Annotated in this window: 18 protein-coding genes and 3 pseudogenes; 15 read left to right on the forward strand and 6 right to left on the reverse strand. The window is 73.1% G+C overall.

Annotated elements, in window-relative coordinates:
* Nucleotides 1–18: 18 nt before the first annotated feature.
* A pseudogene (locus ACZ3X1_RS02900) lies at nucleotides 19–231 on the forward strand (amidase family protein); the annotation flags it as partial.
* Nucleotides 232–250: 19 nt separating this feature from the next.
* Nucleotides 251–313, forward strand: a pseudogene (locus tag ACZ3X1_RS02905) (hypothetical protein); the annotation flags it as partial.
* 132 nt (nucleotides 314–445) lie between these two features.
* On the opposite strand, the gene ACZ3X1_RS02910 reads toward ACZ3X1_RS02905, so the two are convergent.
* Nucleotides 446–814 carry a hypothetical protein gene (locus tag ACZ3X1_RS02910; protein WP_467275904.1) on the reverse strand — a complete coding sequence of 123 codons (369 nt, stop codon included), beginning with the start codon at nucleotides 812–814 and terminating at the stop codon, nucleotides 446–448.
* 367 nt (nucleotides 815–1,181) lie between these two features.
* On the opposite strand from ACZ3X1_RS02910, the gene ACZ3X1_RS02915 reads away from it, so the two are divergent.
* Both ACZ3X1_RS02915 and ACZ3X1_RS02920 read left to right on the forward strand, forming a co-directional pair.
* Entirely contained in the window at nucleotides 1,182–1,679 is a 498-nt protein-coding gene (locus ACZ3X1_RS02915; protein WP_356811518.1) for a metallophosphoesterase family protein, read from the forward strand.
* Nucleotides 1,680–1,803: 124 nt separating this feature from the next.
* Entirely contained in the window at nucleotides 1,804–2,934 is a 1,131-nt protein-coding gene (locus tag ACZ3X1_RS02920; protein WP_467275907.1) for an AfsR/SARP family transcriptional regulator, read from the forward strand.
* Here the strand turns inward: ACZ3X1_RS02920 and ACZ3X1_RS02925 are convergent, their stop codons facing one another.
* Nucleotides 2,935–3,588 carry a cutinase family protein gene (locus ACZ3X1_RS02925; RefSeq protein ID WP_356811516.1) on the reverse strand — a complete coding sequence of 218 codons (654 nt, stop codon included), beginning with the start codon at nucleotides 3,586–3,588 and terminating at the stop codon, nucleotides 2,935–2,937.
* Nucleotides 3,589–3,803: 215 nt separating this feature from the next.
* Here ACZ3X1_RS02925 and ACZ3X1_RS02930 point away from each other — a divergent pair, with 215 nt between their 5' ends.
* The 9 genes from ACZ3X1_RS02930 (at nucleotide 3,804) to ACZ3X1_RS02970 (ending at nucleotide 18,037) form a co-directional block, all read left to right on the forward strand.
* Nucleotides 3,804–5,465: a PLL family lectin gene (locus tag ACZ3X1_RS02930; RefSeq protein WP_467275910.1), complete on the forward strand. Its 1,662-nt coding sequence runs from the start codon at nucleotides 3,804–3,806 to the stop codon at nucleotides 5,463–5,465.
* A 268-nt stretch (nucleotides 5,466–5,733) separates the two neighbouring features.
* Nucleotides 5,734–7,248 carry a DUF8189 domain-containing protein gene (locus tag ACZ3X1_RS02935; protein WP_467275912.1) on the forward strand — a complete coding sequence of 505 codons (1,515 nt, stop codon included), beginning with the start codon at nucleotides 5,734–5,736 and terminating at the stop codon, nucleotides 7,246–7,248.
* A gap of 40 nt (nucleotides 7,249–7,288) precedes the next feature.
* Entirely contained in the window at nucleotides 7,289–9,355 is a 2,067-nt protein-coding gene (locus ACZ3X1_RS02940; RefSeq protein ID WP_467275914.1) for a DUF8189 domain-containing protein, read from the forward strand.
* Between the two features lie 304 nt (nucleotides 9,356–9,659).
* Nucleotides 9,660–10,472, forward strand: coding sequence for an FHA domain-containing protein (locus tag ACZ3X1_RS02945; protein ID WP_362622262.1), 813 nt, complete (start codon nucleotides 9,660–9,662; stop codon nucleotides 10,470–10,472).
* Nucleotides 10,469–11,917, forward strand: coding sequence for a serine/threonine-protein kinase (locus tag ACZ3X1_RS02950; RefSeq protein WP_467275917.1), 1,449 nt, complete (start codon nucleotides 10,469–10,471; stop codon nucleotides 11,915–11,917). Before ACZ3X1_RS02945 ends, ACZ3X1_RS02950 begins: the two co-directional genes overlap by 4 nt.
* 433 nt (nucleotides 11,918–12,350) lie before the next feature.
* Nucleotides 12,351–13,817 (forward strand): xanthine dehydrogenase small subunit, encoded by a 1,467-nt coding sequence (locus ACZ3X1_RS02955; protein WP_467275919.1) that lies wholly within the window; start codon nucleotides 12,351–12,353, stop codon nucleotides 13,815–13,817.
* On the forward strand, nucleotides 13,814–16,213 hold the full coding sequence (xdhB, locus tag ACZ3X1_RS02960) for a xanthine dehydrogenase molybdopterin binding subunit (protein WP_467275921.1): 2,400 nt from the start codon (nucleotides 13,814–13,816) through the stop codon (nucleotides 16,211–16,213). Before ACZ3X1_RS02955 ends, xdhB begins: the two co-directional genes overlap by 4 nt.
* A gap of 1 nt (nucleotide 16,214) precedes the next feature.
* On the forward strand, nucleotides 16,215–17,096 hold the full coding sequence (gene xdhC / locus ACZ3X1_RS02965; RefSeq protein ID WP_356811568.1) for a xanthine dehydrogenase accessory protein XdhC: 882 nt from the start codon (nucleotides 16,215–16,217) through the stop codon (nucleotides 17,094–17,096).
* A 197-nt stretch (nucleotides 17,097–17,293) separates the two neighbouring features.
* Nucleotides 17,294–18,037, forward strand: coding sequence for a class I SAM-dependent methyltransferase (locus ACZ3X1_RS02970; RefSeq protein ID WP_467275923.1), 744 nt, complete (start codon nucleotides 17,294–17,296; stop codon nucleotides 18,035–18,037).
* 103 nt (nucleotides 18,038–18,140) lie between these two features.
* Here the strand turns inward: ACZ3X1_RS02970 and ACZ3X1_RS02975 are convergent, their stop codons facing one another.
* Genes ACZ3X1_RS02975 through ACZ3X1_RS02985 form a run of 3 tightly spaced genes read right to left on the reverse strand, consistent with a single transcriptional unit; the run spans nucleotide 18,141 to nucleotide 19,983 of the window.
* On the reverse strand, nucleotides 18,141–19,115 hold the full coding sequence (locus ACZ3X1_RS02975) for a phosphotransferase family protein (RefSeq protein WP_467275925.1): 975 nt from the start codon (nucleotides 19,113–19,115) through the stop codon (nucleotides 18,141–18,143).
* Nucleotides 19,116–19,124: 9 nt separating this feature from the next.
* Nucleotides 19,125–19,526, reverse strand: coding sequence for a hypothetical protein (locus ACZ3X1_RS02980; RefSeq protein WP_390074113.1), 402 nt, complete (start codon nucleotides 19,524–19,526; stop codon nucleotides 19,125–19,127).
* A gap of 52 nt (nucleotides 19,527–19,578) precedes the next feature.
* A complete protein-coding gene (locus ACZ3X1_RS02985; RefSeq protein WP_467275928.1) occupies nucleotides 19,579–19,983 on the reverse strand; it encodes a hypothetical protein in 405 nt (134 codons plus the stop codon).
* Nucleotides 19,984–20,388: 405 nt separating this feature from the next.
* Here ACZ3X1_RS02985 and ACZ3X1_RS02990 point away from each other — a divergent pair, with 405 nt between their 5' ends.
* Both ACZ3X1_RS02990 and ACZ3X1_RS02995 read left to right on the forward strand, forming a co-directional pair.
* Nucleotides 20,389–20,733 (forward strand): SAV_915 family protein, encoded by a 345-nt coding sequence (locus ACZ3X1_RS02990; protein ID WP_467275930.1) that lies wholly within the window; start codon nucleotides 20,389–20,391, stop codon nucleotides 20,731–20,733.
* Nucleotides 20,708–21,184: pseudogene (locus ACZ3X1_RS02995) on the forward strand (hypothetical protein); the annotation flags it as partial. The gene ACZ3X1_RS02990 and the pseudogene ACZ3X1_RS02995, both read left to right, overlap by 26 nt.
* 6 nt (nucleotides 21,185–21,190) lie before the next feature.
* Here the strand turns inward: ACZ3X1_RS02995 and ACZ3X1_RS03000 are convergent.
* Complete coding sequence (locus ACZ3X1_RS03000) at nucleotides 21,191–21,613, reverse strand: MarR family winged helix-turn-helix transcriptional regulator (RefSeq protein WP_390074110.1); 423 nt, start codon at nucleotides 21,611–21,613, stop codon at nucleotides 21,191–21,193.
* Between the last annotated feature and the right edge of the window lie 37 nt (nucleotides 21,614–21,650).

The following is a 21,650-nucleotide window of genomic DNA, read 5'->3' on the forward strand; positions in this document are numbered from 1 at the left end:
GGACACCGCGTGCGGCCTTCCCGGCGTTCGGCACGGCGCGCCGCCGACGAGATGGCAGCCGGGGAGCCCAGGGGCCCCCTCCACGGCATACCCGCGGGCCTGAAGGACCTGATCGACGTGGCCGGGACGGCCACCTCGGCGAGCTCCCGGGTCCGCGAGGGCCACCGGGCGCGGGCCGACAGTACGGTCGCCGCACGGCTCTCCGCGGCCGGCGCGGTGTTCGTCGGTCGTCTCCGACGCCTACGTACGACTGTCGGCCCCCGCCGACGTCACGGGCGTCCCGTCGCTGACCGTCCCGGTCGGCCTGGACCCGCAGGGCCTGCCGATCGGCATGCAGCTCATGGGGAGGCCCTACGGCGAGGCGGCGGTGCTGCGCGCGGGGACGCGTACGAGCGGACGGGCACCGCCCGCGGCCTGGCACCGGCGGCGTAGTACCGGGCTCGCCTCAGGCGGGCTCGATGGTGATGATGCCGTACACCACGAAGGCGGCGGCCGGGAGCACGATCAGTGCGAGCCGAACGGCCGAGAGCCGGAGGGCGAGCGTACGCGAGCGCTCGGTGCCGGCCCGCGAGAGCAGGACCGCCGTCCCGGCCAGCGACGAGACCAGCAGGAGGGCGGACAGGAACAACGCCATGGCCATGGGCGAGGTGGGCTCGGTGGCGGGGCCGTAGTCCTCCGTGATCCCGGGCAGCAGCGCGCCTGCGGCGCACAGCACGAGGCCCGTCAGGAGCGTGGCCAGGACATCGAAGGAAAGGACGACGGCCCAGCCGGCGGACAGCCGGCGGCACGGGCGCGGCCTCTGCTTCACCGGCATGCGTTTCTCCTTGGGGTGGGGCGGGCCGCACGGGGGCGCGGGGCGGTCGACGGCCGCCCAGCCCCCTCACGACGAGAAGACGGCGCCCCAGGCGCGCCGAGAGCGCCCGTCGCCAGGACGGCCGACAGCACGACCCGCGCGGCCGCAGTCATCCTCATCGCGCTCCTGTCGCCCGGGTCGGGACGATGCCGGTGGTGGGAAGCAACGTAGCGCCCTGATCGGGCGGTTCGCCCAGGCGGAAACGGACAAGGGGCGACACAATCGCCGCCCCGGTGATGCAATTCACGCCATGGCCGGGATCCGCCCTCACCGTACGGGGCGGTGTGCCGGGAGCCGTGCGCCGGGAAGTGGCGGCTACCGTGGGCCCATGAGGCTGCTGCTGACCTCGGACACGCACGTGCCCTCGCGGGCCAAGCGCCTCCCCGAGGACCTGTTGACGGCCGTCGGCGAGGTCGACGTGGTGATCCACGCCGGGGACTGGACCGACGAAGCCACCCTTGACGTACTGGAGTCGAGGTCGCGGCGCCTGATCGCCGTGTACGGCAACAACGACGGGCCCGCCCTGCGCCGCAGACTGCCCGAGGTCGCCCGCGCGGAAATCGGCGGCCTGCGCTTCGCCGTCGTCCACGAGACCGGACCGGCCGCCGGACGCGAACGGCGGTGCGCCGCGCTCTTCCCCGACACGGACGTCCTGGTGTTCGGCCACAGCCACATCCCCTGGGACTCCACCGCCCCGGGCGGGCTCCGCCTGCTCAACCCCGGCTCCCCCACCGACCGACGCCGCCAGCCCCACCACACCTACCTGACCCTCACCGCCGAGGACGGCGCCCTGCGCGATGTCGTCCTCCACCGACTGCCCGTGTGAGGCCTCGATAGGGATGCCGGGCCCGCATGTCACTCCGGATCCTTCCGGATGCCCTGCCCCCTGTTCTCCTGACTAGCTTGTCGGCGCCCGTCAGACCGACCAGTCCGGAGCCCGGGGAGCCGCGATGCCGACGACCGCCACCGATGACCGCCGCCCGACCGGCACCGTGCTGGGGCCCCTCGAACGCCGGGTGCTGTCCGCGGTCGGCTGCGGGCTGCGGGACGAGGAGATCGCCGCCGCCCTCGCCCTCCCCGAGGACGCCGTGGCCGCACACCTCGCGCGGATCCTCGCCAAACTCGGACTGCGCGACCGCGCCGCCGCCATCGTCCACGCCTTCGACTGCGGCCTGGTCGCCCCCGGACGTGGCCCCCGCACCCGCCCGGCGGACCCGGTGCCGCGGAGCGCCGCCGGTCGGCCGGCCGGCCGGCGGATACGGATCTGTCTGCTCGGGCCGCTGCGGGCGACGCAGCACGGTCGGCCCCTCGACCTGGGACACCTCCGCCAGCAGGCCGTACTCGCGGCGCTGGCCCTGGGCGCGGGGCGGATCCTCAGCCGGGACGAACTGCTGGACGACGTATGGGGGATGGAGCCGCCGGCGGCGAACGTGGTGCCGGTGTACGTCTACCGGTTGCGCAAGGCCCTGCGGAGCGGCAACGCCTCGGACCACGACGGCCCGGACTCGGTCATCGAGCACACCCGGCACGGCTACCGGCTGGTCGCCGGCGCGGTGGACGTGGACGTGGCGCGCATGGAGGAACTGGTCGCCGACATCGGCAGGGCCGATCGGGCGGGCGAACCGGCCGAGGCGGTCCGCCTGTGCGCGCAGGCGCTGGAGCTGTTCCGCGGGGAGCTCCTGGCCGGCCTGCCCGGACCGCTCGCCGAGCTGGAACGGATGCGGCTCGGCGAGCGCCGGACCGCCATCGTGCAGCGGAAGTTGGAGGCGCAACTGCGGCTGGGCCAGGAGTCGGAGGCGATCGCCGAGCTGTTCGCCCTGTCCTCGGCGGACCCCCTGAACGAACAGCTGGCCGCGATGCTGATGCGGGCGCTGTACCGGGCCGGCCGGCAGGCCGACGCCCTGACCGTGTTCGATCGCGCCCGCCGCCGGCTCGCCGACGACCTGGGGGTCGCGCCGAGCCGGATGCTGCGGCGGACCCGACAGATGATCCTGCGCGGTGACGACGACGGCCCCGGCCCCACCCCGCCGGGCGGTCGGAAGCCGCCGACGCGGCCGACGCGGCCGACGCGCCTCGTGTGACTACGCCGGATACCAGGCGCCGTTGTACCAGACCTCGTTGGCACTGTCGTTGTGGTGATCCATGTTGAAGTCGGCGGGGTAGTTCTTGACGTGGTTCTCCGGGTAGGTCCAGATGCCCGCGGACTCGTCGCAGACGTAGTCCCAGTGGCAGATCGTCTTGACCGGCACGTTGCCGAAGAACTTGTCGGCGCCGGCGAGCGGGGCGCCGACGAAGCCTCCGAACGGCACGGCTCCGCCGTTGGCACCGGGAGGGCCCTGGCGCTTGGGGTCGGAGATGAGGACGGCGTTGACGTTGTCGAAGGTCTGCCAGTTCTCGGTGACCCAGATGTGCACCACCGCGGCGCCCAGGGAGTACCCGCCCATCTTGACGTGCTGGCCGGGGCACGCGGCACGCTGGTCGCGGACCAGCCGGTTCAGCTCGTTGACGCCCGCGCGGGCGCTGGCGCCGTTGGGGATCTGGGTGGGGTACCCGACGTGCTGCTGGATGTTGCCGTAGAAGCCGTCGTTGTTCCACGAACTGCCCGTGCCGCCGACGACGATCGTGTAGGTACCCTCGCACGGAGCCGCGGCCTGCGCCGTGGGCGCCTGTACCACTGAGATTCCGGCTGTCAGAAGAAGTCCGGCCGACGCCGCCGCCATCCTTCGTGCTCGCATGTCGATCCTCCCCAAGTAGTCGGCCCGCGCGTCCGCTTCCCGGTGCGTACGCGGTCGGCCGAGGTCACCGGACGACAGTGGCAGCGGCCGATGACATCCCGATGAAACCCGTGCCATCGGTATTTCATCGGGGCCTCCTACCGTCGGCCGCCGGCGACCGGACAGGACCGGCCGGCAGCGCCGGGCACTCCACGACGCGACGAAAAGGGCACACCATGTCGAGAATCGGCTTATGCCGCATGTTCACCGGACTGGCCGTCATGGCCGGGGTCTGGGCCCTGGTCATCGCGATGACCAGCTCGCCCGCCATGGCCGGGCAAGGGCCCCTTCCGGGCCCGGACGGCCAACGCGCCGGCGTCTCCCGCTATTTCGGCGGCCCGCAGGGCTTCGCCATTCCGACCGTCCCCTGTGACCCGGCCGGACCGTCGGCCGCCGACGGCGTCATGGCCGATCAGCTCAACCCGCAGCTGCACGCCAAGATGGCCGGCTACCTGAACGGCTACAAAATGTCCTGCGCGCGGATGGTCACGCAGGCGGTGAAGGACCGGGGGCTGGGTCCGCGCGCCGCCGCGATCGCCATCGCCACGATCATCGTGGAAAGCAGCATGAACAACTACGCACAGGCCGTCGACTACACCAGCCTCGGCCTGTTCCAGCAGCAGGACTGGTGGGGTACGCGGGAGGAGCGCCTGAACCCGGCCCACGCCACGAACGCCTTCCTCGACGCGATGGAACAGCAGTATCCGGGCGGCTCGTGGAACGACGAGGCGATCGGCGAGGTGTGCTGGCACGTCCAGCGGCCCCGGGAGGACCTGCGCGGCCTGTACGCGATCGAGGCGGATGACGCGACGCTCATCGCCAACGCCCTGTGGTCCGGTATGAGCAGCGGCCCCCGGCACCCCTACGCCTCGGGCCGGGTGGTGTCCGGGCGGTCCGCGGACGGACGCCTGGAGGCGTTCGCCGCCGGCGCCGACGGCGTCTACCACTCGTGGCAGACCGCGGTGAACGGCGACTGGTCGCAGTGGCGGTTCGCGGGCGGCCCGCGCAACGCGCAGCTGGCCGTGGCGGCCAACGCGGACGGTCGCCTGGAGCTGTTCGCCCTGTCGGACAGCACCTTCGACCACATGTGGCAGACGGCGCCCAGTGCGGGCTGGTCCGCCTGGGAGAACTTCGGCGGCGGAGGCCACCGCCTGGCGGCGGGCAGCAACGCCGACGGCCGCATCGAGGTGTTCGCCTCCAACCCCGACGGGGTCTTCCACCGCTGGCAGAGCGCGCCCAGCGGCGGTTGGGGCGGCTGGGAAGGCACCGGCGGCGGCCCGGCCAACGCGCGGCTGGCCGTCGAGAACGCCCCCGATGGCCGCCTCGAGGTCTTCGCCCTGTCGGACTCGACGTTCGAGCACCTCTACCAGACCGGCGCCAACGGCGGCTGGTCCGCCTGGGAGAACTTCGGCGGCGGCGGACACGCCGTGACCGCCAGCCACAATCAGGACGGCAGGCTGGAGGTGTTCGCGTCCAACGCGAACGGTGTGTTCCACCGCTGGCAGACGAGCCCGACCTCCTGGTCGCAGTGGACGGGCACCGGCGGGATCGCCAACGCCGAGCTGACCACCTCCCGGTCGGTCGACGGCCGCGTGGAGGTGTTCGCGATCAATGCCGGCGCCGCGAGCCACGCCTGGCAGACCGGCCCGAACGCCGCGTTCTCGCCGTGGGTGGACTTCGGCGGCGGCGGCACGGCGGTCGGTGCGGGCAACAACGCGGACGGCCGCATCGAGGTCTTCGGCACCAGCCACGCCGGCGTCTACCACCGGTGGCAGACCGGGTTCGCAAGCTGGTCGGAGTGGGGCTGGCTGAACGGTTCTGGCCCCGCGGTCAACTAGTCAACCGGACGCCCCCGCAGCCGCCGCCCGTACGCCGCCGCCGGAGCCCGGCCCGTCCGTCGGGCCCCGGCGGCCCGTCCGTCGGGCCCCGGCCGTGGTCACGCAGTCCGGAAGCGCCGGTTCGACCGGCGGCCGTGCCCCGCGGACCCGCCCTAGCGGACCGGCTGCCGGCTGTCAGTCCGTAACCTTCCGGGGTCTCCCGCTCCGGCGCCGTTGCTACCTTCCAGACCGTTCGCACACCCGGACCGCCGAGGGGGAGGAGCGTCCCGTGCTTCCAAAACCATTCCGACGCGCACTGCACTGTGTTCTCGCGGCGACAGCCGCCCTGCTGCCGGCCCTGTTGGTGAGCACCACTCCGGCCGCGGCCCGGCCCGCCGAGCTCACCGCGGCGTGCCCGGCGGCAGGGTTCGTGTCCCAGCACTTCCACAGCGGCCACAACGGCGTCGACATCGCCAACAACGTGGGCACACCGATCTACGCCGTGGGCGACGGCGAGGTGACCATCTCCGGGTACACCGGCGACTACGGCCAGTGGATCCGCGTCCTGCACCCCGACGGGAGGATCTCCGAGTACGGGCACATGACCCGGCGGGACGTCTCCGTCGGCGACCGCGTCGCGGCCGGCCAGCAGATCGCGCTGATGGGCGCCGAGGGGAACTCCACCGGCCCCCACCTGCACCTGCGGATCTGGGGAGACCCGTCCACCTCGTACGGCATCGACCCCGAGGCCTACCTGGCGGAGCGCGGCGTGGTGCTGCCCTGTACGCCGGGCAGCGGTCCGCGGCCCAAGCCCCCGGTGCACCCGGCCGAGTCGGGCCGGGTGGTGTCGGCACGGTCGGCGGACGGACGTCTGGAAGTGTTCGCGGCCGGCGCCGACGGCGTGCACCACGCCTGGCAGCAGGAGGTCAACGGCAGCTGGTCGGCCTGGGAGCCGCTCGGCGGACCGGGCGGCGGCGCCGAACTGGCCATCGCGCCGAACGCGGACGGACGCCTGGAGGTGTTCGCCGTCAACGGGAGCACCTTCCAGCACCGCTGGCAGCTGTCCCAGTCGGGCGGCTGGTCGAACTGGGAGGCCTTCGGCGGCGGCGGCAAGGACACCGCCGCCGGCGTGAACGCCGACGGCCGCATCGAGGTCTACGCCTCCGGACCGGTCGGGCTCTTCCACCGGTACCAGACGGCCGCGAACGGCGGCTGGTCCGAGTGGGAGCCCGCCGGCGGCCCCGCCGACAGCCGTGTCGAGATGGAGAAGGCACCGGACGGTCGTCTGGAGGTGTTCGCGCTCAACGGCGCCACCTTCCAGCACCAGTACCAGACGGCGCCCGGTGGAGGGTGGTCCGCATGGGAGGACTTCGGTGGCGGCGGCCACGACCTGACCGTCGACCGCAACGCCGACGGCCGCCTTGAGGTGTTCGCCTCCGGGCCGGTGGGCGTGTTCCACAAGTACCAGGCAGGGCCTACGAGTTGGTCGCAGTGGGAGCCGACCGGCGGTCCCGCGGACGCGCAGCTCACCAGCGAACGCACCCCGGACGGCCGCGTGGAGGTCTTCGCCGTCAACGCCGTCACCGCGATGCACACCTGGCAGACCGCCCCGAACGCACGCTACGGCGAGTGGGCCGCCTTCGGCACCGGCGGCACCGAAGTCACGGCGGCCGTCAACGCCGACGGCCGCATCGAGGTCTTCGCCTCCGGCCGCGCCGGCACCTACCACAAATGGCAGACCGGGTTCGCGACCTGGTCGGAGTGGATGTGGGTCAACGACGGGGCCGGCCCCGCCCTCGACTGATCCGCGCCCGTGCCCGCCCGCCCTTCCGACTGGAGAGACCATGCTTCCGATCAGCAGGCGGACCCTGTTGAAGGGTGCCGCCGGGGTGGGCACGCTCCCGCTCCTGGGCGCCGGCCGTGCCACGGCCGGCGCCGGAACAGAGCCAGGGCCAGGGACCGGGACGGGGACCGCGGGGGACACCACGCCCCGCCAGTGGGTCGGCGCGGGCCCCTTCGCGTACGTCCACGACCCCTCCACCGCCGCCGGCCCCCGCTACCTCAACGACCACACGCTGATCAAGGCCGGCGGCCGCTGGCACCTGTTCGGCATCGTCGGAAACAGCGCGCCCCGCGGCGAATCCCCGGACAGCTCGGCGGAGACGTCCTTCGCGCACGCCTCCGCACCGAGCCCGCACGGACCGTGGACCACCCACCCCGACGCGCTCACCGTCGACCCGTCCTACTTCGGCGAGGAACACCTCTGGGCGCCGCACGTCGTCGAGGCGGACGGCAGGTACTGGATGTTCTACGCCGCGGGTGGCGCGCGTGGCGCCGCGATCAACCTCGCCACGTCCACCGACCTGTTCACCTGGACCCGTGAGCCGTCCGGCCCGCTGTTCCGGGGGCTCGCGGCGCGTGACCCGATGGTGCTGCGGGTCGGCGGCGAGTGGGTCATGTACTACACCGAAGTCGCGGGCGCGGGCGGCCGCCACGTCGTGGCCCACCGCCGTTCCGCCGACCTCCTGCGCTGGAGCGAACCGGGTGTCGCGTTCACCGACGCGAGCACCGACGCGACGGTGTCGGTCACGGAGTCGCCGTACGTCGTCGAACGCGGCGGCTGGTACTACCTGTTCGTCGGGCCGCGGGGCGGATACGAGGGCACCGACGTGCTGGCGTCCCGGGATCCCTTCCGCTTCGAACTCGCCGGATACGCGGGGCACGTACCCGGTCACGCCGTCGAGGTGGTCGCCGACGGGGAGCGGTGGTACGCCACCGCCGCGGGCTGGTTCCGGCACGGGCTGTACGTGGCACCCCTGCACTGGCGGGACACGCCACCGCCGTGGCAGAGCCCGGACCATCCGGTGGCCGGGCTCGACGCCGACGGCCGCCTCACGGTGTTCGCGCTCGACGCCTCGGACCTGTCGGTGCTGCGGCGGGTACAGCTCGATCCGGACGCCGACACCTGGTCGCGGTGGGAGACCTTCGGCGGGCCGGCCGGCGCCGTACCGACGCTCGGCCGCGACGCCGACGGCCGGCTGGAGGTGTTCTCGCTCGCGCCGGGCGGGGCGAACCTGCACCACCGGGCGCAGCGGCCGGACGGCAGCTGGTACGCATGGGAGGAGTTCGGCGGCCCGGCCGGAGCCGCCCCCGCCGTGGCCCGGGACGCCGACGGCCGACTGGAGGTCTTCGCCCTGAGTCCCGGCGGCGCCTCCGTCGCACGGCGCCGGCAGCGGACACCCGGGGCACCGGCCTGGGAGCCGTGGGAGCCCGGATTCGGCGGGCCCGCGGGCGCACCGCCGGTGGTCGCGGCCAACGCCGACGGCCGGCTGGAGGTGTTCGCACTCGCACCCGGCGGCGCCGCGATCGACCACCGGTGGCAGGAGGCCCCGGGCGGCCCCTGGACCGCCGCCTGGCACCGGTTCGGCACGGCGGCCGGCGCGGCCCCGCGGGTGGCGCGGGACGGCAGCGGCCGGCTGACCGTCACCGCGATCGGACCGTCGGGCGTGGGAACCTTCCACCGGCGGCAGACCGTGCCCAGCGGCGGCTGGGACGCATGGCTGCCCATGTTCGGCTGGAGCGCGGCCGCTCCGGCGCTGTCCGTCAACGCCGACGGCCGGCTGGAGGCGTTCTCCCTGACGCCCGGCGGCGCCCGTCTGGACCACCGCTGGCAGGTCGCTCCGGGCGGGGACCCGGCACCCGGCGGGGAGTTCGGCGAGCCCGGTGTCCGGCTCGCCGCCTCCCCCACGGCCGTGCTCGACCCGGCCGGGCGGACCCACGTCTTCGCCGTGACCGCCGAGGGCCGGCTGCGGACCCGCGTCCAGGCCCGGCCGAGCGGCGGGTGGCGGCCGTGGTCGGCCTTCGGTGATCGCACGGTCGCGCCCCTCGCGTCGGGCAGTCCCGCGCTCTGACCAGGGCGTCCGGATCTCGCCACCCGCACAGGGGGAAACAGGGGCGAGGACGCGCCGCGAAGCCCTCGAAGCGGCGTTCCGCCCCTTTGTGACACGGTGACTTTGCCCACTGCGGGCGGCTCGACGCGGCCTGCGCGCCCGCCGCAGCGGGCCAGATCCCGGCGCCCCGGCCGTCGCCGTCCGCGAACCGCCGCCCCCGTCGGCGGCCCCGGCCGAAGTGGCCGAAGTACGCCGGTCAACTCCCCCGCGAGGTGAGTATCGTTCCGCACGTCCGGCAAGTGCGACGCGTGGAACAGGGGGAACGGTGAGCGGCGTAGTCGTCCATCTGCCGCGGGGAAGCGGTGGCACCGGCGGCGGCGCACCGTGCGGCGAACCGGTGACCCTGCGGCTCGGCCCGGGCGAGGTCGCCCGCTTCGGGCGGGGCTCCACCGCGGTACCCGTCGAGCTGCGCCTCGCCGACGCGGCGATCTCCCGGCTCGCCGGTGAGATCCGCGTGACCGACGACCACTGGCAGCTGACGAACCACAGCAGCACCCACAGCTATCTGGTGGAGAACCCGGAGGGCGCGGGGGAATACCTGAGGGTTCCGCCGCGACGGGTGGGGGCGCCCGTCCCGTTCGAGTTCGCGCGCGTGGTGCTGCCCGCCCGCGGCGACGTCCCCGTCTCCTTCCAGGTGTTCGCGCCCGACCACGTCTATCTGGACCCGGAGGCCATGGGCGTCCCCTGGGGCAACCGCACGGTCACCGCGTACTCCCTGGACGAGACGGCCACCTACTTCCTCGTCCTCGTCGCGCTCTGCGAACCGCGCCTGCGCGACCAGTCCCGCGTGGCGGTACCCACCACCCCGCAGATCGTCGAGCGGCTCAGGCCGCACCCCGCCTGCGGCGCTCTCACCGCACGGGCGGTCAGCTCGCACATCGACTACCTCGCCGACGAGAAGCTCCGCATCGGGGTCCTGGACCACCCCGCCGAGCACGGCAGGGGCGAACGCCGCAACGGCAAGCGGGAGGAGATCGTCGGGCTCGGGCTGCGGTTCGGGCTCGTACGGGAGGAACACCTCGCGCTGTTGCCGCCCCTGACGGGGGCTCGCGGGCGGGAGCGGCAGGCCGGGCGATGACTGCACGGCTCGGCCTGGGCGGTACGACCGAGTGCGACCGCGCGGACCTGCTCCCGCCCGGCTGCCGGGTGGGGAGCTGGGTGGTCACCGAGCTGATCGGGTCCGGAGGCTGGTCCACGGTCTACGCGGCGCGGCCGGCCGACGTACTCCCTGCCCGCGCTCCCGCCGGCGGCCGTCCCGGCCCCGCCGAGGTGGCGCTCAAGATCATGCCGACCGCCGCTCTCGCGCCGCGCCAGGCGCGCAGGATCGTGGAGTCCGCCCGCCGCGAGGTCGAACTCGGGCGCCGGCTGGGGCATCCACGCCTGATCGGCTTCCTGGAGACCTTCGTGCTCCGCGCACCGGACCGGCCCGCCCTGGACGGGGCGATCGTGCTGGTCATGGAGAGGGCCGCGGCCAGTCTGCGGGAGCTGGTCGACGCCGGGGTGCCCGAGGCCGAACGGGGCCGGCTGATCGCGCAGATCTGCGAGGGGCTCTCCCATCTCCACCGTTCGGGCTGGGTCCACGCCGATCTCAAGCCGGAGAACGTCCTGCTCGGCGCGGACCGCTCCGTGAAACTCTCGGACTTCGGCCTCGCCACCGAGCTGACGGGGACGCACGGTTACGCGCCGCCCATGGGCACCCTGGACTACCTCCCGCCCGAGCGCTGGCGGGCGCCCCTGGGGGAACTCGGCGTACTGGTCCGGCCGACCGCCGACATCTGGGCGCTGGGCATCGTCATCCATGAGGTGTTCACGTCCGGAGGCTCTCCGTTCGCCGGTGCCACCCCCGTGGCACGGGGCGCGGCGGTCCAGGAGTACGGCGCGGGCCGTGCCCCGCTGCGCCTGGACCACGCCCTGCCGCCGTTCTGGCGCGACCTGGCCGCCGATTGCCTCGCCCCGACACACGCGGCGCGCGCCCCGCACACCGCCGACAGCCTGCTCGCCCGTATCTCCGCCGCCCGGCAGGGGATGCCGGGGACGGAAACGGCACCGGGGGTGGGAAGGCGGCAGGGCGGCCGGGCCCGCACCGCCGTACTGGCCACCGCGCTCTGCGGCATCGCCGGGGCGGCTCTGTGCGCGGACGGGGTACGCGCGGGCTCGTACGCTCCGCCCGGCCGTACGGGCGCGGTGACCGGCACGGTCCGGGTGTTCAACGCGGAGCGGGGCTGCCAGGAGCGGTCCGACCGGGACCAGCAGTGCAGCCTGGGCCTGGCGATCGATCCCCGGAAGCCGTACGCCGCGCAGAACGTCGTGGCGACCCGGGTGTGGCACGGCGACGTCCTCGCCGCCGAGTGCGAGCTGGCCGACGGCCGGCCCATCATCGACGAGGAGGACCGGCATTCCACCCGCTGGTACCGCGTCCGTCTCCCCGCCGGCTCCGCGCAGTCCACGGCGTGGCTCCCCGCCGTACGGACCAAGGACCGGCCGTCGCTGCCGGGGTGCCCGCACCCCGCCGCCGTACCGTGACGCCGCCGCCGAAGGGAATGCGGGCTCCGCTGGTTCCACGTAGGAATACCGGCCGGTCGCGGTGGCCGGCTTTCGTGCAATGCGCCGACAAGTGCTTGACCGATGAAGCTGCGGCAACGTAACTTCGACCGCACCCGCTCGTGAGCTGCTGGAAGGAGGCGAAACCGGATGTCGACCATCTCCGGCCTGATTCGCCTCGCACACCAGATCGCCTGGGCTCCGGGTCGTGTAGCCCACGGCTGCTGAGCAGCCCCCTCGTCGGCGTGCCCGATTGCGGCCCCGGCACCTTCTCATCTATGTCACCACTTACGGCATGCCGTCGCGTGCCGAGGCGTCGCGCTGCGCGTTCCCGGGCCGCGACCACCGGAAGAGAAAGCTCTGAAATGGCGACTTGGACAGTCCGATCGACCGCGCGCCGAAATGAGGACGTGCCGTGGTAGCGGCGCGGATCACGGTCAATGGGAAAGAAGCACCGATTTCCCCGGCGCCGCCCCACACCACGGTGCTCGATTTCCTCCGCGAGCGGGGCCTGACCGGTACCAAGGAAGGCTGCGCCGAGGGTGAATGCGGCGCCTGTTCGGTCCTGGTGGCCCGTCCCGGCGTGAACAAGCCCACCGACTGGGTGGCGGTCAACGCCTGCCTGGTCCCGGTCGCGGCGCTCGACGGGCAGGAGGTCGTCACCTCCGAGGGCCTCGCCGCCGCCGACGCATCCGGTACGCCGGCCGTGCTGCACCCCGTGCAGGAGGAGATGGCCGTCCGCGGCGGCTCCCAATGCGGTTACTGCACACCGGGGTTCGTCTGCAGCATGGCCTCCGAGTACTACCGGCCCGACCGCTGCGCGCATGCCGGCCGGGCCGACGGCTCCGACGGCTCCGAGCACGGTCCGAACGGCTTCGATCTGCACGCGCTGAGCGGAAACCTGTGCCGCTGCACCGGCTACCGCCCGATCCGCGACGCCGCGTTCGCCGTCGGCATGCCCGCCGAGGACGACCCCCTGGCGCGGCGCCGCGAGCAGTCCCCGCCCGAACCGGTCGCCACCCGGTACACACGGGACGACAGCGCGTTCCTGCGGCCGGGCACCCTCGCCGACGCGCTGCGGCTGCTGCGCGAGCGGCCCGAAGCGGTGGTCGTCGCCGGCAGCACCGACTGGGGCGTCGAGGTCAACATCCGTTCCCGTCGCGCCGGTTGTGTGATCGCGGTCGACCGGCTGCCCGAACTGCGGGAACTGCGCGTCGGATCCGACCACATCGAGATCGGGGCGGCGCAGACCCTCACGGAGATCGAACGCCGCCTCGGCGGCAGCGTCCCGCTGCTGGCGGAGCTGTTCCCGCAGTTCGCGTCCCGGCTGATCCGCAACAGCGCGACCCTCGGCGGCAACCTGGGTACCTGCTCTCCCATCGGCGACAGCCCGCCGGTACTGCTCGCACTGGAGGCGTCCCTGGTGCTCGCCGACGCCGACGGCGAGCGCGAGGTACCCCTCCGCGACTACTTCACCGGCTACCGACAGAGCGTGCGCCGCCCCGGCGAACTGATCCGCGCGGTGCGCGTCCCGCTGCCGCTGTCACCGGTCGCGGCCTTCCACAAGATCGCCAAGCGTCGTTTCGACGACATCTCCAGCGTCGCGGTGGCGTTCGCGCTCGACATCGAGGACGGGACCGTCCGCAAGGCGCGCATCGGCCTGGGCGGCGTGGCCGCCACCCCGATCCGCGCCCTCGCCACCGAGGCCGCACTGGAGGGCCGGCCCTGGACCGCGGGGACCGCCGAGGCCGCGGCCCGGGTGCTGCGGACCGAGGGCACGCCGATGGACGATCACCGCGCCAGCGCCGGATACCGCTCCGCGATGCTCGGCCAGAGCCTGATGAAGCTGTACGCGCGAACCACCGAGGCGGTGTCGTCATGAGCCATCTGTCCGAACGCCCCGAGAAGCCCGTCGTCGGCCTTCCGCTGCCGCACGAGAGCGCCGGCCTGCACGTCACCGGCGCCGCCCTGTACACCGACGACCTGGTCCACCGCACCAAGGACGTACTGCACGCCTACCCGGTCCAGGTCATGAAGGCCCACGGCACGATCACCGCGCTGCGCACCGGGCCCGCGCTCGCCGTGCCCGGCGTGGTCCGCGTACTGACCGGCGCCGACGTGCCCGGCGTCAACGACGCCGGGATGAAGCACGACGAACCGCTGTTCCCCGACACCGTCATGTTCCACGGCCACGCCGTCGCCTGGGTGCTCGGCGAGACCCTGGAGGCGGCCCGGCTCGGTGCGGCGGCCGTCGAGGTGGAACTCGACGAGAAGCCCTCCGTGATCACGTTGCGGGAGGCGATCGCGGCCGGGAGCTTCCACGGCGCCCGGCCCGTGATGGTGACCGGCGACGTCGACGCCGGCTTCGACGACTCCGCGCACGTGTTCACCGGCGAGTTCCACTTCTCCGATCAGGAACACTTCTATCTCGAGACGCACGCGGCACTGGCCCACGTCGACGAGAACGGGCAGATGTTCGTCCAGAGCAGCACCCAGCACCCCTCGGAGACGCAGGAGATCGTCGCGCACGTGCTCGGCCTGCACAGCCACGAGGTGACCGTGCAGTGCCTGCGGATGGGCGGCGGCTTCGGCGGCAAGGAGATGCAGCCCCACGGGTTCGCGGCAGTCGCCGCCCTCGGCGCCAGGCTGACGGGCCGGCCGGTCCGTGTACGGCTCAACCGCACCCAGGACCTGACCATGTCCGGCAAGCGCCACGGCTTCCACGCCACGTGGAAGATCGGCTTCGACACCGAGGGACGCATCCAGGCCCTGGACGCCACCCTGACCGCGGACGGCGGCTGGAGCCTGGACCTGTCCGAGCCCGTGGTGGCACGGGCGCTCTGCCACATCGACAACACCTACTGGATTCCCAACGCGCGCGTCACCGGCCGCATCGCCAGGACCAACAAGGTCTCCAACACGGCCTTCCGCGGCTTCGGCGGACCGCAGGGCATGCTGGTGATCGAGGACATCATGGGCCGGTGCGCACCGCTCCTCGGCCTGGATCCCGTGGAGTTGCGCGAACGCAACTTCTACCGGCAGGGCCACTCGACGCCGTACGGGCAGCGGGTCCTGCACCCCGAGCGGATCTCCGCCGTCTGGCGCCAGGTCCACGACGACGCCGGCATCGCCGACCGCAAGGCCTCGATCGCGGCCTTCAACGCCGCGCACCCGCACACCAAGCGGGCTCTCGCGATCACCGGGATCAAGTTCGGGATCTCGTTCAACCTCACCGCCTTCAACCAGGCCGGCGCGCTGGTGCTGGTCTACAAGGACGGCTCGGTCCTGATCAACCACGGCGGCACCGAGATGGGGCAGGGCCTGCACACCAAGATGCTCCAGGTCGCCGCGACCACGCTGGGCATTCCGCTGCACAAGGTGCGGCTGGCACCCACCCGTACGGACAAGGTTCCCAACACCTCCGCCACCGCCGCCAGCGCCGGGGCAGACCTCAACGGCGCCGCGGTGAAGAACGCCTGCGAGCAGATCCGTGAGCGGCTGCTCCAGGTCGCCGGCACCCAGCTGGGTGCCAACGCCTCGGACGTGCGCATCGTCGACGGCGTCGCGCGGGTCCTCGGCAGCGACGCGCAGCTGGCCTGGGACGACCTGGTGCGCACCGCGTACTTCCAGCGGGTCCAGCTGTCGGCGGCCGGCTTCTACCGGACCGAGGGCCTGCACTGGGACGCGAAGGTGTTCCGGGGTTCGCCGTTCAAGTACTTCTCCTACGGCGCTGCCGCGGCCGAGGTGGAGGTGGACGGTTTCACCGGCGCGTACCGGATCCGGCGGGTGGACATCGTGCACGACGTCGGCGACAGCCTCTCCCCCATGATCGACATCGGTCAGGTCGAGGGCGGCTTCGTGCAGGGCGCGGGCTGGCTGACGCTGGAGGACCTGCGGTGGGACGCCGGCGACGGCCCGAACCGCGGCCGGCTGCTGACGCAGGCTGCGAGCACCTACAAGCTGCCGAGCTTCTCGGAGATGCCGGAGGAGTTCAACGTCAGGCTGCTGGAGAACGCCACGGAGGAGGGTGCGGTCTACGGGTCCAAGGCGGTGGGCGAGCCCCCGCTGATGCTGGCCTTCTGCGTACGGGAGGCGCTGCGGCAGGCCGCCGCGGCGTTCGGGCCCGGCGGGATCAGCGTGGAACTCGCCTCCCCGGCGACGCCCGAGGCGGTGTACTGGGCGGTGGAGAAGGCCCGCAGCGGCGGCACGCGGCCCGGCGGGCACGCGCCCGACGGCAGCGGGGTCCCCGCCGAAGCAAGCGCCCTGAGCCATGCCTGACATGAGCTGGGTGGCCGCGGTCGCGCGGTTGCGGGCGCGCCGGGAACCCGGCGTGCTCGTGACCGTCGCGACCGTACGCGGACACGCGCCCCGACGGGCCGGTGCCAAGCTCGTCGTGGGGCGCACCGAGACGTGGGGGTCGATCGGCGGCGGGAACATCGAGGCCGTGGCCGTCGACCGGGCGCGCGAGCTGACCGGCGCGGCCGATACGGAGCCGGAACTGATGGAGTTCGCCCTCAACGACAAGGTCACCGGCCCGCACGGCCTGCAGTGCTGCGGCGGCGCCGTCACGGTGCTGCTCGAACCGCTGCCGGTGGTCGAGGCCGTGGCGGTCTTCGGCGTCGGGCACGTCGGCCTGGAGCTGGCACGCATCCTGGCCCGCCAGGACCTCGACCTGCACCTGATCGACACCCGCCCGGAGATGCTCGCAGAGGAACGGCTCGGTGTGCTCGCGGACGCCGTGGCACAGGTCCACGTGCACCGCGCCCTGCTGCTTCCGGAGGAGGTGCTCGCGGAGCTGCCACCCGGCGCCCACGTCCTGATCATGACCCACGACCACGCGGAGGACGCCGCGCTGTGCGACGCCGCCCTGCGCACCGCCGGGCTGGGCTCGATCGGCCTGATCGGCTCGTCGGCGAAGTGGTCGCGGTTCCGCCGGCGCCTGGCGACCGAGGGCGGCCACGCCCCCGCCGCGATCGACCGGATCAAGACGCCGATCGGGATCTCGGGAATCACCGGGAAGGAGCCCGCCGCGATCGCCGTGAGCGTGGCGGCGGACCTGCTCCGGACGTTCGAACAGGACCGCGGCCGGGCCCCCGAACCGGAAGCGGTGACGACCTTTCCGCACGCTCCGTCCGCCGAGCCGCTGGCCGCTGGCCGGTAGCCGGTAGCCGGTAGCGCCGAGCGGTGCCGGCTACGCCCTGGCCCGCCGTAGACGATGCCGGGACGATGCCGGGATCTTTGTCGGTTCTGCCAGTACGGGAGGCCGCCCGGCCCCGTAGAGACTTCCAGGCAGGAGCCGTGACGCACCCCCGGGAGGGGGCCGTGGCCGGAGAACAGCGAAACGGGGAGGACATCACCATGAGCGCGCAGCAGCAGTACAACGAAATCGGCGAGGCCTACGAGGGGTTCAAGGCCCTGCCCCTGGAGCAGTACGTGGTGGTACCCAGCTTCCTGGCCCTGGTCGGGGACGTGCGCGGGAAGTCGGTCATCGACCTGGCGTCGGGAACCGGCTTCTACAGTCGGGAGTTCAGGCGCCGCGGCGCCGCGGAGGTGCTCGGCATCGACATCTCCGGTGAAATGGTCGCCGTGGCACAGCAGTTGGAGGAACGCGATCCGCTGGGCGTGCGCTACGAGGTCGGCGATGTCGCCGACCTGCGGCCCATCGCGCAGCGCTTCGACGTCGCCTTGGCGGTCCAACTCCTCAACTACGCCGAGGATGTCGCCACCACGGAGCGGATGTGCCGCGCCCTGCACCGCAGCCTGAAGCCCGGTGGTGAGCTCTTCCTGCTCAACCAGTCGCCCGACTTCCGCTTCGACGGGCCCACCCCGGAGAGGTACGGCTTCCGCAGCGAACTCACCGGCGCGCAGGTCGAGACCGGGCCGCAGGTGCGGACGACGGCGCTGCTCGACCCGCCGGTCTCGTTCGTCGCCTACCTCCCGCGCCGGGAGGTGTACGAGAAGTGCCTGCCGGCGGCCGGATTCAGCGAGTTGGCCTGGGTGCCGCTGACGGTGTCGGAGGCGGGCAAGCGCGAGTTCGACGCGGAGTTCTGGGCGGACTTCCACGCCAACCCGCCGCTGGAGATGCTGCGCTGCCGCGCCTGACGTCGGCAGCGGGTCCGGAGCGCGCTCGGGGGTTCAACCCCCCTGAGGCGCTTGGCGTGGGAGCGGGCGGCGCTCAGGTCGCCCGCGCCCGGCCGCCGCTGCTTCAGGCACAGCGCTCGAACAGCGCCTCGATGTAGCCCTCCAGCCTGCCGGTCAGGACATCGGGTGTCAGGTCGACGCGGCCCAGTTCCCGCCAGGGAACGGCGACCTTCTCCGCGTCCGGGGCGAAGCCCAGCGCGTCCAGCAGCCGCCAGTAGAGATGGGCGCTGCCCTCGGCCAGGGTGCCGCCGGCGTCGACGTACCGGTCGGTGAAGCGCATGCCGGCGGGGACCCCGTGCAGGAGGGCGAGGGCCGTCGAGCAGTGGGCCACGTCCAGGTCGGCCGGCCCCCAGGAGGTCTCCACCCAGTCGACGACCCCGCTGATGCGGAGGCCACCGCCGCTGCCCGTGAAGAGGACGTTGCCGGGATGGAAGTCCCGGTGCAGGAAGCAGCCCTGATGGGCCGGGGGCTCCCGGCGGATGACGTCGACCGCCCGCCGCCAGAGCTCGGGCCGCTCGGTGGCAGCGGGCGGGGTCACCCGCTCGGGCGAGGTCCACGCCTGATAGGGCCGAGGGCGTTGCGCCGCGGTCACCGGCAGCCGATGGATGGAAACGAGTTGGCGGGCCAGCAGTTCTGCGCGGTCGTCGGCATCCTGATCGCCGAGGCGTACGGTCCCCGGCAGCAGGGTCATCAGCAGGGACGGGTGATCGCAGTGCTGCGCGGTCGCGTCCACGGCCGCGAGGGTGGCCGCGGGTACGTCCGTGCCGTCGAGTCGGCGCAGGACGGCCGCCTCCCGGGTCAACAGCCCTTCTGCGTGCCGGACGTAGAAGGGTTTGACGAAGGACCTCAGGACGAGCGAGCGCCGACCGCCCGGTCCGGCGATGTCCAGGCGGCGCATCTGAGACGTCCAGCCGCCGCGCAGCCGCACGACCTGCGCGATGCGCTCCCCCTCGACCAGCCCCTTCTCCACCCAGGAGCGCGTGGCTCCCCAGCCCTCGCCGTCATGTCCCTTGTCCATGGCCTCAGTTGCCTCACCCATGGGGGCAGGCTATCCGCCCCCGGGGAACGCATCCCTGTCACGAGGGGCGGAGGCCGGCCAGGTGCCGTGCTCGATGACGTACGCCACGGCACGGCCTGCCACGTCGAAGGCGACGGTGTCCCGGTCGGCGTAGCTGTCGACTTGGCCGTCGGCGAGCGCGTAGCCGCCGGAAGAGCCCTCGGCACGCCGATCGACGAGGTGCTCACCCACGTCGCCTTCCCCGTCCCGCAGGACGACCATCGCGCGGTCGCCGTTGGTGACCACGGTCAAGAGCCGCCCCGTATCGCTCTCGAACCACGTCTCCTGACTCCCCCAGTCCCACCGGTGCCGAAGCAGCTGCCGGGCTTCCTCACCGGAGTAGGTGTGACCGGCGGATCCCCGCAGGTGCCAGCGGTGCGCAGTGGTGGTCAAGGTGCTGCTCCTGCCTCGGTCCGGTGTCCGGCCAGTGTGCAGGACGCAGAGATCACGGCAGGTGCTCCGGCGCCGGCGTCTGCGATCCGTGGCGGCCGATCGCACCGGTGCCGTGGGACATCCGGCCGTGAAGCGCGGGACCGCCGGCGGCAACCGCCACGAACAGGAACCCCGCGGTGATCAATGCCGGCTCGGCGAACCACAGGCCTGCGAGCCAGTCGACGAGCAGTGCCACGCCCACCAGGAGCACTTTCGCCGCCACCAGACCGAAGAACAGCTTCCGGTCGAGCGTGGCCCTCCCGGCGCGGGCGAGACGGCGCCCGGCGAAGCGCCCGGTCACACTGACGCACAGCACCACCACGAGGAGGCGCAGCGCGTGCTCCCAGGCGGGCGCGCCCCCGCCGAGAAACCACACCGCACCCACGGCCGCGCCCGCTGCGGCATAGGCGGCGAGCATGCGAGCGGAACCGGAGCCGGAGCCGGAGCGCCCGTCCCGGACAGGAGTCTGCCCGGCACACGCTCGGGCGCTGTAGCTGGACATGTCTCACCTTTCATGACGCAAAGTGAAGAACGGTTACACACACTCACAAAAGTAATTGCACTTCGAGTGTCATATCTTTGATGCGGCCAGTCTAGCCCCCGCCCGTGGACCCGGCGCCTGGAGCGCCGGCCATGACGGCTTCCCGGCGCCGCCCGGGACGGGGGCGTCAGCGATCCGTATGGACTCGGGGCGTCGGCGTAAGGGGCTCGTTACGGAGCGGCCTGCGGCGGGGGGACGGGGATAGCTTCGTCGTCGCGCCCCGGACCGCCTCCCCGCATCCGGGGCCCCACCTGCCACTCGTGGTTCCCCTGGGAGGGCCCCATGTGTTTGTTCCGGTACGACGACGACCCCGAGCCCGAGGAACGGGTCCCGGCCGGACCCCTCTACGTGCCCGTCCGGCCGGGTACCGCGCAGGTGGTGCTCCGGATGTTCCGCACCCCTCTGGGCGAGCGCACCGCCGTCGGATTCACCCGCCCCGATCTGCTGGCGGCGGCGCTCGGCGCGGGCCACCCGTGGATCCGGCTGTCCGAGTCCGCGCTCCGCGCGTTCGCCGCACCGCTCGGCCGGGGCCCTCTGACGATCGACCCGACCTTCACCGCTCCCGCTGTCACCCCGGTGCCGGCCCGGACGGCCGACGTCGCGGGCCATGGTGCGCTGGGTACGTGAGGAGGGCCTGGGCCTGGACGTGTGCTCGGCCGGGGAGCTGGAACTGGCCGTCACCGCGGGCTTCCCGCCCGAACGGATCGTGCTGCACGGCAACGCCAAGTCGCCCCGCGACCTGGAGGCGGCGCTGCGCCTCGGCGTCGGGCGGATCGTCATCGACGGTCCGTCGGAGATCGCCCGCATCGCGGCCGCCGTCGGCCCCGAGGGCCACCGGGTCGTCGGCCGGCACTGCGAGGCGGGCGATGTCCTGGCCGCCGGTGTGGCACTGCCCGGCGACGTCCACCCAGGCGATCTGCTCGCCGTACCGGTGGCCGGTGCCTACCAGCTGTCCATGGCCTCGGGCTACAACCTGGTGGGCCGTCCCGCGGTCGTCGCGGTCCACGGGGGCGCGGCCCGGCTCCTGGTCAGGCGCGAGACGCTGGACGACTTCCGAAGCCGGGACATCGGCGCCTAGGAGGCCCTAGCGCGCGGCGAGCCGCTCCAGCAGGGCGGTACTCCGTGCCAGCAACGCCCGCTCCCCATCGGTGAGTTCGGCCTCGATGGCCTGGGCCAGCCAACCGGCCCTGCGGCCGCGCTCCGCTTCGAGGGCGGTCCGGCCCGCGTCCGACAGCTCGACCAGCGACTTGCGGCCGTCCGTGGGGTGCGGCCGGCGCGTGACCAGGTCCTGATCCATGAGCAGCCCCACGGCCCGGGCCATCGACTGGGGGCGTACGCGCTGATCGGCGGCGAGGTCGCTGGTGGTCATGGGGCCGTTGCGGTCGAGCGCGCCGAGTACGGCGGCCTGGCCGAGCGGGATGCGGTCCTCGTCCTTGACGCGCCGGATGAGCCTGCCCATCGCGATGCGCAGTTCGGCGGCGATGACTGCGGCTTCCGAGGAGGGCATAGGGCACTTTATCCCGTTGACCAGCAAAGCTGTGCAC

The sequence above is a fragment of the Streptomyces sp. NPDC023541 genome, assembly GCF_055559995.1.

What these genes read in the sequence shown, in the direction of transcription:
- ACZ3X1_RS02910 (WP_467275904.1), bottom strand. Translation starts at nt 814, where the DNA reads ATGCCGGTGAAGCAGAGGCCGCGCCCGTGCCGCCGGCTGTCCGCCGGC.
- ACZ3X1_RS02915 (WP_356811518.1), top strand. Translation starts at nt 1,182, where the DNA reads ATGAGGCTGCTGCTGACCTCGGACACGCACGTGCCCTCGCGGGCCAAG.
- ACZ3X1_RS02920 (WP_467275907.1), top strand. Translation starts at nt 1,804, where the DNA reads ATGCCGACGACCGCCACCGATGACCGCCGCCCGACCGGCACCGTGCTG.
- ACZ3X1_RS02925 (WP_356811516.1), bottom strand. Translation starts at nt 3,588, where the DNA reads ATGCGAGCACGAAGGATGGCGGCGGCGTCGGCCGGACTTCTTCTGACA.
- ACZ3X1_RS02930 (WP_467275910.1), top strand. Translation starts at nt 3,804, where the DNA reads ATGTCGAGAATCGGCTTATGCCGCATGTTCACCGGACTGGCCGTCATG.
- ACZ3X1_RS02940 (WP_467275914.1), top strand. Translation starts at nt 7,289, where the DNA reads ATGCTTCCGATCAGCAGGCGGACCCTGTTGAAGGGTGCCGCCGGGGTG.
- ACZ3X1_RS02950 (WP_467275917.1), top strand. Translation starts at nt 10,469, where the DNA reads ATGACTGCACGGCTCGGCCTGGGCGGTACGACCGAGTGCGACCGCGCG.
- xdhB (WP_467275921.1), top strand. Translation starts at nt 13,814, where the DNA reads ATGAGCCATCTGTCCGAACGCCCCGAGAAGCCCGTCGTCGGCCTTCCG.
- xdhC (WP_356811568.1), top strand. Translation starts at nt 16,215, where the DNA reads ATGAGCTGGGTGGCCGCGGTCGCGCGGTTGCGGGCGCGCCGGGAACCC.
- ACZ3X1_RS02970 (WP_467275923.1), top strand. Translation starts at nt 17,294, where the DNA reads ATGAGCGCGCAGCAGCAGTACAACGAAATCGGCGAGGCCTACGAGGGG.
- ACZ3X1_RS02975 (WP_467275925.1), bottom strand. Translation starts at nt 19,115, where the DNA reads ATGGGTGAGGCAACTGAGGCCATGGACAAGGGACATGACGGCGAGGGC.
- ACZ3X1_RS02985 (WP_467275928.1), bottom strand. Translation starts at nt 19,983, where the DNA reads ATGCTCGCCGCCTATGCCGCAGCGGGCGCGGCCGTGGGTGCGGTGTGG.
- ACZ3X1_RS02990 (WP_467275930.1), top strand. Translation starts at nt 20,389, where the DNA reads ATGTGTTTGTTCCGGTACGACGACGACCCCGAGCCCGAGGAACGGGTC.
- ACZ3X1_RS03000 (WP_390074110.1), bottom strand. Translation starts at nt 21,613, where the DNA reads ATGCCCTCCTCGGAAGCCGCAGTCATCGCCGCCGAACTGCGCATCGCG.